Origin of the sequence: Vibrio profundi (genome assembly GCF_043642225.1) — a bacterium.
In the GTDB taxonomy this organism is placed as follows: Bacteria; Pseudomonadota; Gammaproteobacteria; order Enterobacterales; family Vibrionaceae; genus Vibrio; species Vibrio profundi_A.
The window spans coordinates 557,050-572,271 of the sequence record NZ_JBHZSF010000002.1 but is presented as its reverse complement, the minus strand read 5'-3'; the positions used below and the strand labels follow the sequence as shown (position 1 = coordinate 572,271).

Here is a 15,222-nt window from a genome sequence, read left to right as displayed (position 1 = left end):
TGGCAAAGTGACGTATAATCCGCAGTGATTAAATAAATAGGTAATAACATGAAAATTTGTGGTGTTGAGATCAAAGGTAATGACGCGATCATTACTCTGCTTTCGCTGTCTAACGGAGTATTCAATATTCCAGATTGCCGAGTGGCTAAAGTTTCGATTAGTGATGCAAACGATACTCAGCAAATGAGAGATTTCCAGTTTTCTTTTGCGAAATTAATGGAAGACTACCAAGTTGATAAAGTTGTGATTCGTCAGCGTCAAACTAAAGGTAAATTTGCGGGTGGTGGCTTTGGCTTTAAGCTAGAAGCTGCAATTCAATTATCTGAAGGGTTAGACGTAAAGGTTGTCGCTCCTGCTGAAATTAAAGAAAGCTTAAAGAAAAACCCGTTAGCTGTTCAATTTAAAGAAACAGGTTTGAAGCAATACCAAGAGCAAGCGTTCATTACCGCTTATGCGTGTTTGATGAGCCGAGGCTAGTCTTACTTTTAGGTCTGAGAGTTGTTAACTTTCAGACCTTTACTCTTCTAAGACGCTACTTTTTACTCACACCCTCCATTCAAAGTTCCCGGTGAATCCCTTCTTGAGCTAAGGGTCTACCGATAGTGTTGAAGGATCTCATCCAGTACGCTATTGCCACTTTCATCTTTGGTTTTAATGATGTCCAAGCCTTTTTGGAGCTCTCTAAGCACTGTTCTGTCTATGTTTCTATTAAAAGCGAAGTAAAGGTCACCTTGTTTAAGGACATACACAACCTCAAATTCACTGGAATCTAGCCCAGCTTGGCTAGTCCACCAAAATGCGGCTTTCTCGGCATAAGCGAGTAGGTCGATCCGCTCTTTTAATAGCTGTTCGGCGAGCGTAGTCACCGATGTGGTTTCTTGCATTGAGTCTCGGGGGATACCAAGTTCTAGAAGTGACTGCTCTCCAATGTCGTCTCGAATGACGCCGATTTTGTATTTCCCCATCTCGATTGGATCGGTAATTGTGATGTTGTCGGACTTTCTTGCGAGTACAACAACCTTGATATCAGTAATAGGGCCAACCCAGTTAAATAAATGCTCACGGTGCTCAGTGCGAGTCGTAGAAAACAAAACGGTATTATCAGTGGTTAGTACTGAGCGGTAAGAACGTGGCCAAGGGCGCAACAGGATTTGAGACGAGTCAATTTGTTGCCCTACAGCTTTTGCTGCGGCATGCAATATGTCGACAGAATAGCCGGTGATTTGCCCATCTTGCTCAAAGTTAGCGGGGGGATAACTTTCCGTATAATAGGTAAGATCGTTCAGCTGCTCTGAAGCGGTAGCAAAACAAGTGAATAGCAGGGTGCTGAACATTATTGTGAGTCGATTACTTAAGGAGAATCCGCGTCTCATACTCACCTCCACAATTCTTGTTAGTAGCTTTAAAACTAGTTGATGATTGCCTTCCCGTCTAATGGATGAACGAGCTCTTTTGAGCTTATTTTGCCGAGGTCGGTAGGGAAAATTCATCGTTCAATTTGGAGTTTACGGAGCGCTATCCCGAAGGAAAAAGTCGATCTATCAATAATTATTACTAAACAAGTGGAATACAAATTTGATTATTTTGAATAAATAGCACAGTATCTAAGGTCATTTTTTAATCTGTTGTTCGTGAGTTATGGAGGATTCACAATGAGCTTAGATACATGGGTTTATTACTTTCTAGCGGTATTGGTACTGACGGCGTCGCCCGGGCCTAGCTCTTTACTGTGCATGACCAAAGCGGTTCAATCGGGCTTTAAGTTATCGGTATTTACCGCACTAGGGAGTCTGACAGCGATCACTGGAATCTTGTCGTTATCCTTTACTGGCCTTGGGATGATCATTGCTTCGTCTGAGTTGGTATTTAGCGTCATTAAGTGGGTGGGTGCTGCCTATTTGATTTATTTGGGCTTTAAAGCGATTCGTTCTACCCAGCAGGACTACGATATGGATTCGGTTCATTCTGCTAAGAAAGAAAATGCGAAAGGTTCACGTATAAATCATTTTGTCAGTGGTTTTATTGTGGGTTCGAGTAACCCGAAAGCGATTCTCTTTTTTACTGCACTTTTCCCGCAATTTATTGACCCGAATGCTTCTCTTCTTTCTCAATACGTCGTGTTTGCCATTACGTTTGCTGTGATGGAGCTGTCATGGTTGTTAATGTATGCCTACCTTGGGGCGAAATCATCAAATTGGCTTTTTGCTAAGGGCAGAGCGAAGATTTTTAACCGCGTAACGGGTGGAGTCTTTATTGGTGCAGGGGCACTGCTTTCTACAACGTCTCGCGCCTAAATGAAAGTTTCTTGATGCTGTCATAAAAAGTTAACACTAATGTGCTTTCTCTTCCGTATGCCGATCGTTATATTGTAATAACTAATTAACATTCTCAGGGAGAAAAGAATGCAGCATCAAGAAATGATTCAACACAGTAATTTCGGCGTAATCGGTAGAACATGGCTTTTCTCAATGGGGTCATTGGTGAGCATCCTAGCGTTCATGCAGTTTTAACAGCCTTTCACTTAGTTCCATTTAGTCTATTTTCGGGTCCAAGCTTTTCATATTTACTTCAGTTACCTGACTTGGCCCGTCAGCACACTCCTCACTTGTTGCGAAATTGTGATACGATCAAGCTATGTTTTTCTAGCGCGTATTATTCATGTCTATTTGGGATTCCCTTTCATTCAATAATCGATTTTATTCTTTTCCAGCGGCTTTCTACAGCGAGGTTAATCCTACCCCTCTTAGCGCTGTTCACTGGCTCAGCTGGAATACACCGTTAGCTTGTGAACTCGGTTTTCCGGAAAACCCAGAACTTTATCCTGAGTTATTAAGTGGTTTATCTGGAGCACAAGTTCCAGACCAATTCGACCCAATTGCAATGAAATATGCGGGCCATCAGTTTGGCGCATACAACCCTGATTTGGGTGATGGCCGAGGCCTGTTGTTGGCTCAGATTGACACTAAGTTAGGCACAACCGTTGATTTGCATTTAAAAGGGGCGGGTAAAACGCCTTACTCGCGAATGGGGGATGGAAGAGCGGTGCTACGTTCAACGATTCGTGAGTATCTATGTAGTGAGGCGATGGCTGGGCTAAATATCCCAACCACACGCGCACTGGCGATGATGGGAAGTGACACTCCCGTATTTCGTGAAACTCAAGAAACAGGGGCATTACTACTACGAGTCACTGAGTCGCATATTCGCTTTGGTCATTTTGAACACTTTTTCTATACCAATCAGTTAGCTGAACAAAAATTGCTAGCGGATAAAGTCATTGAGTGGCATTTCCCCGAGTGTAAAGACAGCGACAAGCCTTATGCGTGCATGTTCAATACGATAGTCGATAGAACCGCTGAAATGATCGCTTTGTGGCAAGCCTATGGCTTTGCACATGGTGTGATGAACACTGACAATATGTCGATTCTTGGCCAAACCTTTGATTATGGTCCGTTTGCATTCCTCGATGATTACAACACTCAACTGATTTGTAATCACTCGGATTATCAAGGCCGTTATGCGTTTAATCAGCAGCCAAGAATCGGCTTATGGAACTTATCTGCTTTGGCGCATTCATTGTCGACTCTCATTGACAAAGACGACCTAGAAGCCGCATTAGAGCAGTACGAGCCTCAAATGAATGGCTATTTCAGTCAAATCATGCGCCGTAAACTCGGCCTTACTCGAAAGCTGCCTGGTGATGGAAAGCTGTTCGATTCGATGTTTGAGCTGATGTCTCAAAGCCGTGTGGATTACACTCGATTTTTCCGTGCTTTGTCTGACTTAGATACTCGAGATAAACAGAGTGTGGTGGATTTATTCTTGGATAGACCAGCCGCTGCGATGTGGATAGATCAATATTTGGTTCGCAGTGAAGAAGAGAGCACGACCGCTGAGCAGCGCTGTAGTGCGATGAGAAAAGTGAACCCTAAATATATATTGCGAAACTATCTCGCACAAAATGCGATTGAAAAAGCGCAAGGTGGCGATTTCAGTGAAATAGATATATTGATGAAGCTTCTAGCTTCGCCTTTTGATGAGCACTCTGAATTTGAGAGTTACGCGAATCTTCCACCCGAATGGGGGAAAGAAATGGAAATCAGCTGTTCTTCATAAGAGGCTTTTATTCGTGTGTGGAGGGTGAAGCTTTCATACTCCACTGCGCGATCATTGCTAGTACATGCTCTTTGTTAATGGGCTTAGTCAGGTAATCATTCATGCCTGCTTTCAAACAGGCTTCTCTATCACCAGTCATCGCATTAGCTGTCATTGCAATGATTGGGATATCTTGGTACTTCTCGCCAGATGTTCCGTCCCTAATCTCTCGGGTGGCTTGATAGCCATCCATGACTGGCATCTGGCAGTCCATGAGAATGAGGTGAAAGTCATGTTGGCTCTTCAATATATCGAGAGCATGTTGCCCATGTTCTGCAATAGTGACTGATGCGCCCACTTTTTGGAGTAGGCCTTCCATGACAATCTGATTGATTCTATTGTCTTCCACTACCAATATATTCAAACCTTCAGGGACGCTCATATCGATTTTTTCTGTTTGTCTAGGGCCCAATGTTGAAAGGTAATTGGGCGTAACCAAATTGTCGTTGGTAGAAAAATTCTTACTCGCAATCACATTGAGAGCGTCAAATAGGTCTGACGTCGTTGCGGGTTTCGGGAAATAGCCACTAAAGCCGACTTGTTTGAATAAGTCTTGATTGGCAATTGAGTCCATGGAAGTCATCATAATTAAATCGATGGACTTGGTGTTCTCGTCGGCTTTAAGTTTTTTACAGAGCTCAATACCGTCAGCGTCGGGCATCTGCATATCTAAAAAAGCGATATCGAACATTTTATTATGTGTGTCAATAAAGCTCTGGCAAGCTTGAATGGCTGAGTCGCAACCATTCGCTTCGATAACTTGAGCTCCCCAAACTTCTAATTGAGCCCTGAGCACCTCTCGGTTAATCGCGTTGTCATCGACCACTAGTATAGCTAGCTGGCTGATGTCCGTGGTTGGCAGCACTTGAACAGATTCGGATGATCTAGCGACAATGACTTCAAATGTGAAAGTACTGCCTTTTCCTTCTTCACTTTCTACCAGCACATCTCCATGCATGAGCTGACAGAGCCGTTTGACGATGGCCAAACCAAGCCCTGTTCCTCCGTAGCGGCGTGTGGTTGAGGCGTCGACTTGGCTGAATTTATCGAACAAGTGCTCGATTTTATCTTTTGGGATGCCAATTCCAGTATCAATAATTTGGCCCATAATACGCCAGTGATTTTTATCTTCTGGAAGTAACTCAACTTTAATGATGATTTCGCCATCTTGGGTAAATTTCAGTGCGTTGGAAAGCAAGTTGGCGAAGATCTGCCTTATACGGGTTGCATCTCCGAGTACCGTAGATTCCGTCACGCCAATGGTATCTAAGATCAATTCTAGGTTTTCATGGTCGATTTGGGTGGCGAGTGATTCTGCGAGATCACCGAGCATTTTTCTCAAATTAAAATGCTGTTCTTCCAGTTCTAGCTTGTCGGCTTCAATTTTTGAAAAATCAAGAATATCGTTGATTAAATTAAGTAATGAGACGGCACTGTTATGGGCCAAGTAGGCTTGGTGGATTTGACTTTTGTTTAGGTTATTTTCCATCAGCAGCTCGAGCATCCCAATGACGCCGTTCATAGGAGTACGAATCTCATGGCTCATTACCGCTAAAAATTCACTTTTGGCTATCGCTGCCTGTTCGGCATCTTCTTTGGCTTTAATGAGCGATGATTCAATTTTTTTAGCATGAGTGATGTCTTTAACGATCCCTGAGAAAATAGTCCCATTGGTTGTATCTACTCTAGCGATCGACAACACTATTGGGAATATTTCGCCATTTTTTCGTTTTCCATTCAGCTCTCTCCCTAGGGTACCGTTTTCTCTTATGTGACCGATAATTTTCGCTTTACCTGTCGTCATGTAGCGATTCATATGCGAGTCGTGATTGATGGCGTCTTGAGTATCCATCAATACGTTGACGGGGCTACCGAGCATTTCGTGTTCTTGATAACCGAAGATCCGTTGGGCAGCTTGGTTAAAAGTGAGAATGTTGGCTTGGGTATCTATCGTGATTATACCGTCGGCGGCGGTGTCCAAAATCGCCGACATTTTATTACTGAGCATCTGTTGCGTCATCATCAACGCTTCTTTTTGCTTCACTTCTTCATCAAGTAAAGAGACAGAAATCATCGACTTGCTAAGCTTTTGTGTGAGTTCGTTGATTGAACTTGCCATTTGGCCAAATTCATCCACTTTGTGTATTGGCAACTGGGTATTGAGATTCTGTTCGTCAATATGTTTTATGTCAGAGACTAATTGAGTGAACGGGGTTACTAATTGTTTCCTGAGCGCAAGAAAGAGTGCGCCACTTAAAATGATTCCGCCAACGATGATCACGTAGGTGATAGATAAAAGCATGGCGTTGAGAGTGCTGTAGGTTTCGTGCTGGTCAAAAGAGAGCTCCAATTGGAGAGTCCCGAGTCCAATAGACAGGTCTTTGCGTTTTGAAAGCAGTGGGTGGTGGCCGGTTAAATGGCGTGTTTCTAAATATTGTGAGGGTAATTCGGTAGGGATCAACTTCATTCCGACAATGGGATAAGAAGCTTCTGCTAATTTCGTCATCGACCTTTGCATAAGGTCTCGATACGCTTCGTCCCACTGAGTCGAAATGATAACCCAACCAATGAGTTGATCTCTAAATCGAATGGGAGAAGATGTCCATTGTGAGAGCGTTTCATAACTCAGCTGCGGTAAAAATGGGTCAGGGTGAGGTTCACTTAAATAAGCCCGATCACGCAGAGTATTAGCGAATAGAGGCCAATGCTCTAGATCCTCCATTAATAGCGTTTCTCCGGAGAAGTTTTTACCTGAACTTGAAGTCGTTGAAGTTGAAAAAATCTTACCATCGTAATCGAGCACTAAAATGTAATTAATATTCGCGTAGGTATTGGCGATTTCGTTGAGCCCTTGGCTTACACCACGGTTGATTCCCTTATCCAGAGCTTTCCTAGTGTTCCGGTTTTTGGCTGTGATATCGGCGATAGAAATAAGCTTTTCGTTGTATTCTTCAATCACACTTTCAACAAGTTCTAATGTTCCTTCTAGTTGCTGGTCGACGGTTCTTTCTATGGATTTTTGAGCAATATTGTAAGCGCCATACCCGATCGCCGACATAATTAAAGTCGTCGCGGTAGAGATAAGAATGAGTAGCTTAGGCACTATTTTCATTTTGTTTACTCATGCCACTGGAAGTTTTCTTTTTGTGTTGGGGCGGGTAGGTTGAGTTGTTCAACACTTGAACGATTAATGAGAAACAGTGGCGTAGGCTGTAAAGAAGATTCTAAGAATCGCGGCTCAACATTATCGAGTAAAATCTTTGCCGCGAGCTGGCCAGATATTTTACCCAGTACATAAAAATCAGCCACGGGCCCAAACGTGGAACCTTGCTGAATGCCTATTTTATTAGAACTTAAAATGGGTATCTTGAACTCTCGAGATAGTTCGATCAGCGCGGTTTCTCCGCCATTTTGAAGCAAGGTGTCTGTCGTGGTAATAAACAGGTCGACGCGTCCTTTTAGCGCAGAGGCTTGACGTTTAAGATCTGCAATATCGGTTGCGGTGACATCTTGGACTTTTATCCCTTGTCGTTCTAACAATCGAATCAAATTACTGGCTTGTATCTTGGAGTTAGGCTCTCCCTGACGATGAAAGATGGCTGCTGATTGGATATTCGGAACTAACTGATCAACGAGAGAGATGTAGTGTTCTAAAGGGATGTAGTTGCTCGTGCCAACTAGGTTATTGCCTGAGTATTCAAAAGATTCTATTAGCCCTGAATCAGCGGGGTAGGTGACAATCGAAAAAACGATGGGTGTGGTTGAAGGTAAGGTCTCTTTGACGATAACGGTGCCAGGGGTTGTCAAAGAGTAGACTAAGTCGACCGACTTGTTTTTAAAGTTCTCTGCTGCCGCACGTTGGGATTCTTTATTGCTTGATATATCACCTTCAATGAATACGACATCGGATTGAAGATCTAGCCCGCCTTCGCGCAAACCCTCTTTGAAGCCTTCAAGGCTTGTCGGATAACCCGTCCATAAAGCTAAACCAATTTTATACGGTGGAGAGGCGGAAGAAGCAGGTGAGTGAACTAAAAAACAAACCAATAGAGCCATGATCATATAAATCGATAGGCTAGCTCGAGAAGGGGCATACCTACTTAATTTGTCTGTTTCCATATTAACCCTAGCGAATTTAACGCTCCTGATGTGATTTACACAAACATCAATGTCCGACTTTTACTAAGCTCTTCTTCCAGTGTAGTTAAGTGTTATTTTTTTGTGATCATAATTTGTTAGTTGGTCAAATTTAATAAAATCATCAATAACAAACCACATAAGTTAAGCTTTACTATGAGCGCAGTGAATGTAAGAGGCGAATAATAATGCAGGGTAGTACTCACATTTTGGTGGTGGATGATGATTCTGAAATCCGCGAGCTGCTAGAAGAATATTTAAGTAAATCTGGTTTTAGAGTGTCATCCGTTGAAGATGGAATCGCACTAGAAAAGCATATTGAACGTGAAGGCTATCCTGATTTGATGCTATTGGACGTGATGTTACCGGGAGACGATGGTTTTACCTTATGTCAAAAGGTGCGAAAGCATTCTAATGTTCCAATCATCATGCTGACGGCGGTTTCTGATGAAACGGATCAAATCATTGGACTAGAAATTGGCGCCGATGATTACATCGCTAAGCCATTTAGTCCCCGTCAATTAATGGCGCGTATCAAAGCTTTACTTCGTAGAGTGCATGTCGTGGAAGAGAAACCAAGTGATGCGTTACCTAAACATATTGTTTTTGGTGACTGGCGTTTAGACACTTTAGCTCACCGGTTAACCCATCAAGAAACCGATAAAAATTTTGATCTTTCAGGCAGTGACTTTTCACTGTTAATGCTGTTTCTCAATCGTCCGAATGAAGTGCTGGATCGTGACACCATTTCCTTTGCGACTAGAGGCCGAGAAGCCTTGCCATTTGAGCGCGGTATTGATGTTCAGCTGAGTCGATTGAGACAAAGGCTAGGTGACAGTGGTAAATATCCTCAATACATAAAAACCATGCGAGGTAATGGCTACATCTTGGCTGTCCCTGTTAGCTATGAACATTAATGGTGAGGTAAGGACTCAATATGAGATGGCTATTTAGAAAACTAAAGCCCAACTCACTGGTGGCGCGAACGTTATTGCTCACATTGCTCGCGGTAGTGATTGCTCAAGGCATTGCAACGGCAATTTGGTACAGTGAATCCAAAAATAAAGAGCTAGAAGGGATTCGTGCGGCTTCTTCAAGCATGGCAAACATGTTTGCGTCGACAGTGACTTTTTTCCAATCGTTACCCGTGAAATACCGGCATATCGTGCTCGATCAAATTCGAAATATGGGCGGAACGCGATTTTTCGTTTCCTTCAATAAAGAGCAGCTCATTGTTGAACCCATTCCAGAAACCCGTTTAAAACGAGCCTCAGTTGAGGAAGTTTATTCTGTACTTCATGACAAACTGAATAAAGTGGAGTCCATTTCGGTTGATTTCTCTCGTCCCGAACATTTGCGACTCTTGAAAAATGATATTTACTTGAGCGACTTACCCAAATCTTGGGCACACCATACCTTGACGTTAGAACCAATCAACCCGCCAATTCTTGTGGTTCAGATTCAACTCGCTTCCAATGAGTGGGTCTATATTGCGGCTTTGTTGCCAGCGCCATACGTCAAGCTTGATGACACCATCATTGGTCGTGAGCAAATTCTATTTATCTTTTTCTCGACCTCGATTTTGTTGGTGCTGACCTACTTTATGATCCGTCGCCAAGTTCGACCTTTAAAAAGCCTGGCGAAAGCGGCCAATGAAATGAGTATGGATATCGAACAGCCTGCATTGAATGAAGAAGGGGCGACAGAACTTGTAACCGCCACTCGTGCTTTCAATCGAATGCAGCAACGAATACGCCGCTATGTTTCAGACAGAGAGCATCTATTTTCCGCAATATCACATGATTTAAAGACTCCTATTACCCGTTTAAGGCTTCGAGCAGAGCTGCTCGAGAGTGATGAAAAGCGCGCGAAGTTCAACAAAGATTTAGACGAACTAGAGATGATGGTAAAAGGGGCGCTGCAATGTGTCCGAGAGACGGACTTACATGAAAATAATGCGTATATCGATTTGAATGACATGATTTTTTCGGTCATTGAGTCCCATAACCAACATAAGCAAAATGTGACTTTTAATGCTGAGCTTGGCGACCCGATTGTGGCGAAACCCTTGGCGATGAAAAGAGTCCTCACTAACCTAATCGACAATGCGGTGAAATATGGACATTGTGCGACGGTCACGTTGGAAGTGGGTGAAGAATGGGTAGAAGTGAGCATAGTGGATCAAGGTGAGGGCATTCCTGAAGAGAAGCTTGAATGGGTATTTGAACCTTACTATCGCTTAGCAAAAGATAATGATGGGCACGGTTTAGGGCTTGGTATTTGTCGAAATATCCTGCACGGACATGGTGGAGATCTCATTATTCGTAATCTGCCACAAGGTGGATTAGAAGCACGAGTCTTTATTCCTAAAGGCTTAGAGGTTTAGTGTAACAAGCTTGTTACATTGTGCTTACTTTTTGTTTCAATCTCATAAGTCAGAGTAAGTAGACTCTCTAGTGAACCGGACGAAAAGGTCCGCTAGACATGGAAGATAATAATGAATATTAAGAAAACCCTACTTACCCTATCTTTGCTTACTGCCACCTCAATCGCACATGCTGGAGAAGTCGAAGTACTTCACTGGTGGACGGCGGGTGGTGAAGCTAAATCCGCTGCTGTTCTTAAAGGCATGCTGGAAGACCAAGGTCACTCTTGGAAAGACTTTGCTGTTGCTGGTGGTGGCGGTGAAAGTGCGATGACAGTACTTAAAACACGTGCGGTTTCAGGCAACCCGCCTTCTGCAGCGCAAATCAAAGGTCACGACATTCAAGAATGGGGCGGTCTTGGTTTCTTAACTTCATTAGATTCAACCGCTAAAAAAGAAAACTGGGATGAAATCCTACCTTCAGTAGTGACGAAAGTGATGAAGTGGGATGACGAGTACGTCGCGGTTCCTGTCAACGTTCACCGCGTTAACTGGCTGTGGGCAAACCCAGAAGTATTGAAAAAGTCAGGCGTAACCGTTCCAACCACTTTAGATGAATTCTTTGTTGCGGCTGACAAAATCAAAGCGGCGGGTTACGTACCGTTGGCGCATGGCGGTCAACCTTGGCAAGACGCGACGGTATTTGAAGCGGTAGCGCTTGATGTGCTTGGCAGTGAAGATTACAACAAGGCCTTTGTTGAGCTAGACATGAGCGTGCTATCTGGTGACAAGATGGTAGAAGTGTTCACTAAGTTCAAGAAGATGCGTGACTACATTGACAGCAACTCTCCAGGCCGTGATTGGAACGTGGCAACCTCAATGGTTATCAATGGTGAAGCCGCAATGCAAATCATGGGTGACTGGGCGAAAGGTGAATTTACCGCTGCAGGTAAAGTACCGGGTAAAGATTACATCTGTGCACCAGCGCCGGGTACTAACGGACAGTTTACCTTCAACATTGATAGCTTTGCTTTCTTTGAGCTAAACGGTTCTTCGAACCAAAAAGCGCAACAAGATCTAGCGCAAACCATTCTTACTAAAGATTTCCAAGAAGTCTTTAACCTAAACAAAGGCTCTATCCCAGTACGTCTTGATATGGACATGTCTAAGTTTGACCAATGTGCGCTTGATTCAATGGCGACGTTTAAAGCCAGTGCCGGCACGGGTGATCTTGTCCCTAGTATGGCTCACGGCTTAGCAACGACAAGTTACGCACAAGGTGCGATTTACGATGTGGTGACCAACTTCTTTAACGAGAAGAATGCTGACCCTCAACAAGCGGCTGCAAAACTGGCGAAAGCGGTTAAAGCTGCAATCTAAAGCGCTTCCCCTAACTAATTAATGTTAGTTAGCGACTCGTTATCACTTCCCTCATCTTACTGAGGGAAGGTTAGCGAGCCTTAACCCCCAGGGTGGGTAGGCTCGTGGGGAGCCTACTCGCCCTTTACCTAATTTATGACCTGAACTTCAGCCACGTCGTGGAAACTGAAGTCTCAGGCATATTTAAAAGATGTGAGATGTTCTGTTAAGCGTATCTGATTTTAAATCAGGATAAGCACTTAATAGAGATGAGATTGCGTTACAAGGACTTGTTATGGAGCATGCTTTAACTCGCTCAAAAGGCAATTCAGCAAAGAAGGTCGCACCGAAACCTAGCTTTGCTGACAAGCTACAAAACTGGCTTCCGAAAATAGTATTAGCGCCGACAGCGTTAGTGACTGTGGTGTGTATTTACGGATACATATTTTGGACAGCTGCACTTTCAATGACTAACTCTCGTTTCCTACCTAGCTTCAATTTTGTAGGTTTCGCTCAGTACGAAAAGTTGATGGAGAATGATCGCTGGATCACGTCCATTACCAACTTAGGTTTGTTTGGCCTGCTGTTTATGGCGATAGCGATACTGCTTGGTGTCGGCCTTGCGGTTCTACTAGACCAGAATATTCGCCAGGAAGGGGCGATCCGAACTATCTACCTTTACCCGATGGCGCTGTCATTCATTGTGACGGGTACGGCGTGGAAATGGATTTTAAACCCTGGTTTGGGGATCGAAAAACTGATGCAGGATTGGGGATTCACGGATTTCAAATTCGATTGGTTAGTGGATTCAGAATTGTCGGTTTACACCTTAGTGATTGCAGCTGTGTGGCAGTCGTCGGGCTTTGTGATGGCGATGTTCTTAGCGGGACTACGTGGTATCGATTCTTCCATCATTAAAGCGGCACAAATAGACGGAGCAAATTTACCCACCATTTATCTAAAAATCATTTTGCCTTGCTTACGTCCAGTTGTGTTTAGTGCTGTGATTATTACCTCGCACATTGCGATTAAGAGCTTCGACCTTGTCACAGCGATGACGGCTGGTGGGCCCGGTTATTCCTCTGATTTACCTGCATTATTTATGTACGCGCACTCCTTTACCCGAGGGCAAATAGGATTAGGCGCAGCCAGTGCCATGATGATGTTAGCAGGCATTCTAGCGATTTTAGTGCCTTACCTTTACTCAGAACTAAGGGAGAAGAAGTCATGATGAATAACATTAACTTTGCTCGTTTGTTTATCTACTCAGCACTATTGTTCTTCTGTCTTGTTTATCTGATGCCTTTGTTTGTGATGGTGATTACCTCATTCAAAACGCTACCAGATATCAAAGCGGGCAACTTGATGAGCTTACCGAAAGAGTGGGTGTTTGATGCTTGGTATAAAGCGTGGGATAGCGCTTGTACCGGCGTAAAATGTGAAGGTGTGAAAGGTTACTTTTGGAACTCTTTTCAAATGGTGATTCCTGCGGTTGCTATCTCAACCTTACTGGGAGCATTCAACGGTTATGTCGTGACTAAATGGCAATTCAGAGGTTCTAACTTGTTCTTTAGCCTGCTGCTGTTTGGTTGCTTCATCCCATTTCAAGTGGTGTTGCTACCTATGGCGACCATGCTTGGGAAAATGGGGCTAGCCAACACCACGATAGGCTTGATTATTGTTCACGTTATTTATGGGATGGCTTTTACCACGCTGTTTTTCCGTAACTTTTATATTTCGATTCCTGATGAGTTAGTAAAAGCAGCGAAGTTAGACGGAGCTGGGTTCTTTACGATTTTCTTTAAGATTTTGCTCCCGATCTCAACGCCAATCATCATGGTGACCGTGATCTGGCAGTTCACCGCAATCTGGAACGACTTCTTGTTTGGCGTGGTGTATTCAGGGTCAGAAACTCAACCTATTACCGTGGCATTAAATAACTTGGTGAACACCAGTACTGGTGTGAAAGAGTACAACGTGGACATGGCAGCGGCGATCATCGCCGCATTACCAACGTTACTTGTTTATGTATTCGCAGGAAAATATTTTGTTCGTGGCCTAACGGCAGGATCAGTAAAAGGATAATTATCATGGCAACACTAGATTTAAAACAGATCCGTAAAACCTACCGTAACGCGGACAACGAAACGCTTAAGGGTATCGACATCAGTATTGATTCGGGGGAATTTTTAATATTGGTCGGCCCTTCGGGGTGTGGAAAATCCACACTAATGAACACTATCGCAGGGTTAGAGAACATTAGCTCCGGCGAGATTGTTATCGATGGCGTTGACGTTGCTCAGGTTGAGCCAAAAGACCGCGACATTGCCATGGTATTCCAATCGTATGCGCTTTATCCAAACATGACGGTACGTGGCAATATCGCTTTTGGTTTGAAGATCCGCAAGATGCCTCAAGAGCAAATTGATGCCGAGGTTAACCGAGTGGCAGAAATGCTTCAGATTGATCACTTGTTGGATCGCAAACCGTCACAGCTATCAGGGGGGCAGCGCCAACGTGTGGCGATGGGGCGTGCACTTGCTCGTCGACCTAAGCTGTATTTGTTTGACGAACCATTATCGAATTTGGATGCCAAACTCCGTGTAGAGATGCGCCATCAAATTAAGCGTTTACACCAACAGCTGAATACCACAATCGTCTACGTGACTCACGACCAGATTGAAGCGATGACCTTGGCCGACCGAATAGCGGTAATGAAGGACGGAGAATTGCAGCAGTTGGGTACGCCTCAGGAGATTTACAGCAAGCCAAACAACATGTTTGTCGCAGGGTTTATGGGGTCTCCTTCAATGAATTTCATCAAAACAATGGTGGATTTAGATGATGAACAAAACCCGATCATTAAAGTCACGGGCACGGCAGATCAAGAACACCACATTCGATTGCCAAAGAGCATGAGGGAGCAAGATGGGAAAGAAGTGGTGATTGGACTAAGGCCTGAGCACATCAGTGAGCAGCAAAGTGAAGATACGTCTGCTTCAACCCTACTGGATCTCAAGCTCGAGGTGTTGGAGCCTACCGGCCCAGATACGATCGCAATGGTCAAAGTGAATGAACAAGAGGTTGCTTGTCGCTTGTCTCCAGAGTTTGAAGCTTCTGTCGGTCAAATGGCTCCATTGCACTTTGATCTCTCCAAAGCGGTATTTTTTGATGCAAAAACTGAAGCACGAATCGACTTTTAAAGC

General features: G+C 43.9%; 12 protein-coding genes. 9 read left to right on the top strand and 3 right to left on the bottom strand.

What is annotated here, in order from left to right; translation table 11 throughout:
• Nucleotides 1-48 precede the first annotated feature (48 nt).
• The gene (locus ACHUFI_RS06090) at nt 49-477 is read left to right on the top strand and encodes a DUF3010 family protein (protein WP_394247448.1); all 429 of its coding nucleotides are present in this window, start codon (nt 49-51) and stop codon (nt 475-477) included.
• A 116-nt stretch (nt 478-593) separates the two neighbouring features.
• Here the strand turns inward: ACHUFI_RS06090 and ACHUFI_RS06085 are convergent, their stop codons facing one another.
• Nucleotides 594-1,373 carry a substrate-binding periplasmic protein gene (locus ACHUFI_RS06085; protein WP_394247447.1) on the bottom strand — a complete coding sequence of 260 codons (780 nt, stop codon included), beginning with the start codon at nt 1,371-1,373 and terminating at the stop codon, nt 594-596.
• A 279-nt stretch (nt 1,374-1,652) separates the two neighbouring features.
• On the opposite strand from ACHUFI_RS06085, the gene ACHUFI_RS06080 reads away from it, so the two are divergent.
• Together ACHUFI_RS06080 and ACHUFI_RS06075 are read left to right on the top strand one after the other, a co-directional pair.
• Complete coding sequence (locus ACHUFI_RS06080; protein ID WP_394247446.1) at nt 1,653-2,294, top strand: LysE family translocator; 642 nt, start codon at nt 1,653-1,655, stop codon at nt 2,292-2,294.
• Nucleotides 2,295-2,658: 364 nt separating this feature from the next.
• A complete protein-coding gene (locus ACHUFI_RS06075) occupies nt 2,659-4,116 on the top strand; it encodes a protein adenylyltransferase SelO (protein WP_394247445.1) in 1,458 nt (485 codons plus the stop codon).
• Between the two features lie 7 nt (nt 4,117-4,123).
• Here ACHUFI_RS06075 and ACHUFI_RS06070 read toward each other — a convergent pair whose 3' ends face one another.
• Both ACHUFI_RS06070 and ACHUFI_RS06065 read right to left on the bottom strand, forming a co-directional pair.
• Complete coding sequence (locus ACHUFI_RS06070; RefSeq protein ID WP_394247444.1) at nt 4,124-7,267, bottom strand: response regulator; 3,144 nt, start codon at nt 7,265-7,267, stop codon at nt 4,124-4,126.
• A gap of 5 nt (nt 7,268-7,272) precedes the next feature.
• Entirely contained in the window at nt 7,273-8,274 is a 1,002-nt protein-coding gene (locus ACHUFI_RS06065) for an ABC transporter substrate-binding protein (RefSeq protein WP_394247443.1), read from the bottom strand.
• A 206-nt stretch (nt 8,275-8,480) separates the two neighbouring features.
• On the opposite strand from ACHUFI_RS06065, the gene ACHUFI_RS06060 reads away from it, so the two are divergent.
• The 6 genes from ACHUFI_RS06060 (at nt 8,481) to ACHUFI_RS06035 (ending at nt 15,219) form a co-directional block, all read left to right on the top strand.
• Nucleotides 8,481-9,209, top strand: coding sequence for a response regulator (locus ACHUFI_RS06060; protein WP_394247442.1), 729 nt, complete (start codon nt 8,481-8,483; stop codon nt 9,207-9,209).
• Between the two features lie 20 nt (nt 9,210-9,229).
• A complete protein-coding gene (locus tag ACHUFI_RS06055) occupies nt 9,230-10,678 on the top strand; it encodes an ATP-binding protein (protein WP_394247441.1) in 1,449 nt (482 codons plus the stop codon).
• Nucleotides 10,679-10,789: 111 nt separating this feature from the next.
• The gene (locus tag ACHUFI_RS06050; RefSeq protein ID WP_394247440.1) at nt 10,790-12,037 is read left to right on the top strand and encodes an ABC transporter substrate-binding protein; all 1,248 of its coding nucleotides are present in this window, start codon (nt 10,790-10,792) and stop codon (nt 12,035-12,037) included.
• Between the two features lie 274 nt (nt 12,038-12,311).
• A complete protein-coding gene (locus ACHUFI_RS06045) occupies nt 12,312-13,247 on the top strand; it encodes a carbohydrate ABC transporter permease (RefSeq protein ID WP_394247439.1) in 936 nt (311 codons plus the stop codon).
• Entirely contained in the window at nt 13,244-14,101 is an 858-nt protein-coding gene (locus ACHUFI_RS06040) for a carbohydrate ABC transporter permease (RefSeq protein ID WP_394247438.1), read from the top strand. Before ACHUFI_RS06045 ends, ACHUFI_RS06040 begins: the two co-directional genes overlap by 4 nt.
• Nucleotides 14,102-14,106: 5 nt before the next feature.
• Complete coding sequence (locus tag ACHUFI_RS06035) at nt 14,107-15,219, top strand: ABC transporter ATP-binding protein (RefSeq protein ID WP_394247437.1); 1,113 nt, start codon at nt 14,107-14,109, stop codon at nt 15,217-15,219.
• The last annotated feature ends 3 nt before the right edge of the window (nt 15,220-15,222 follow it).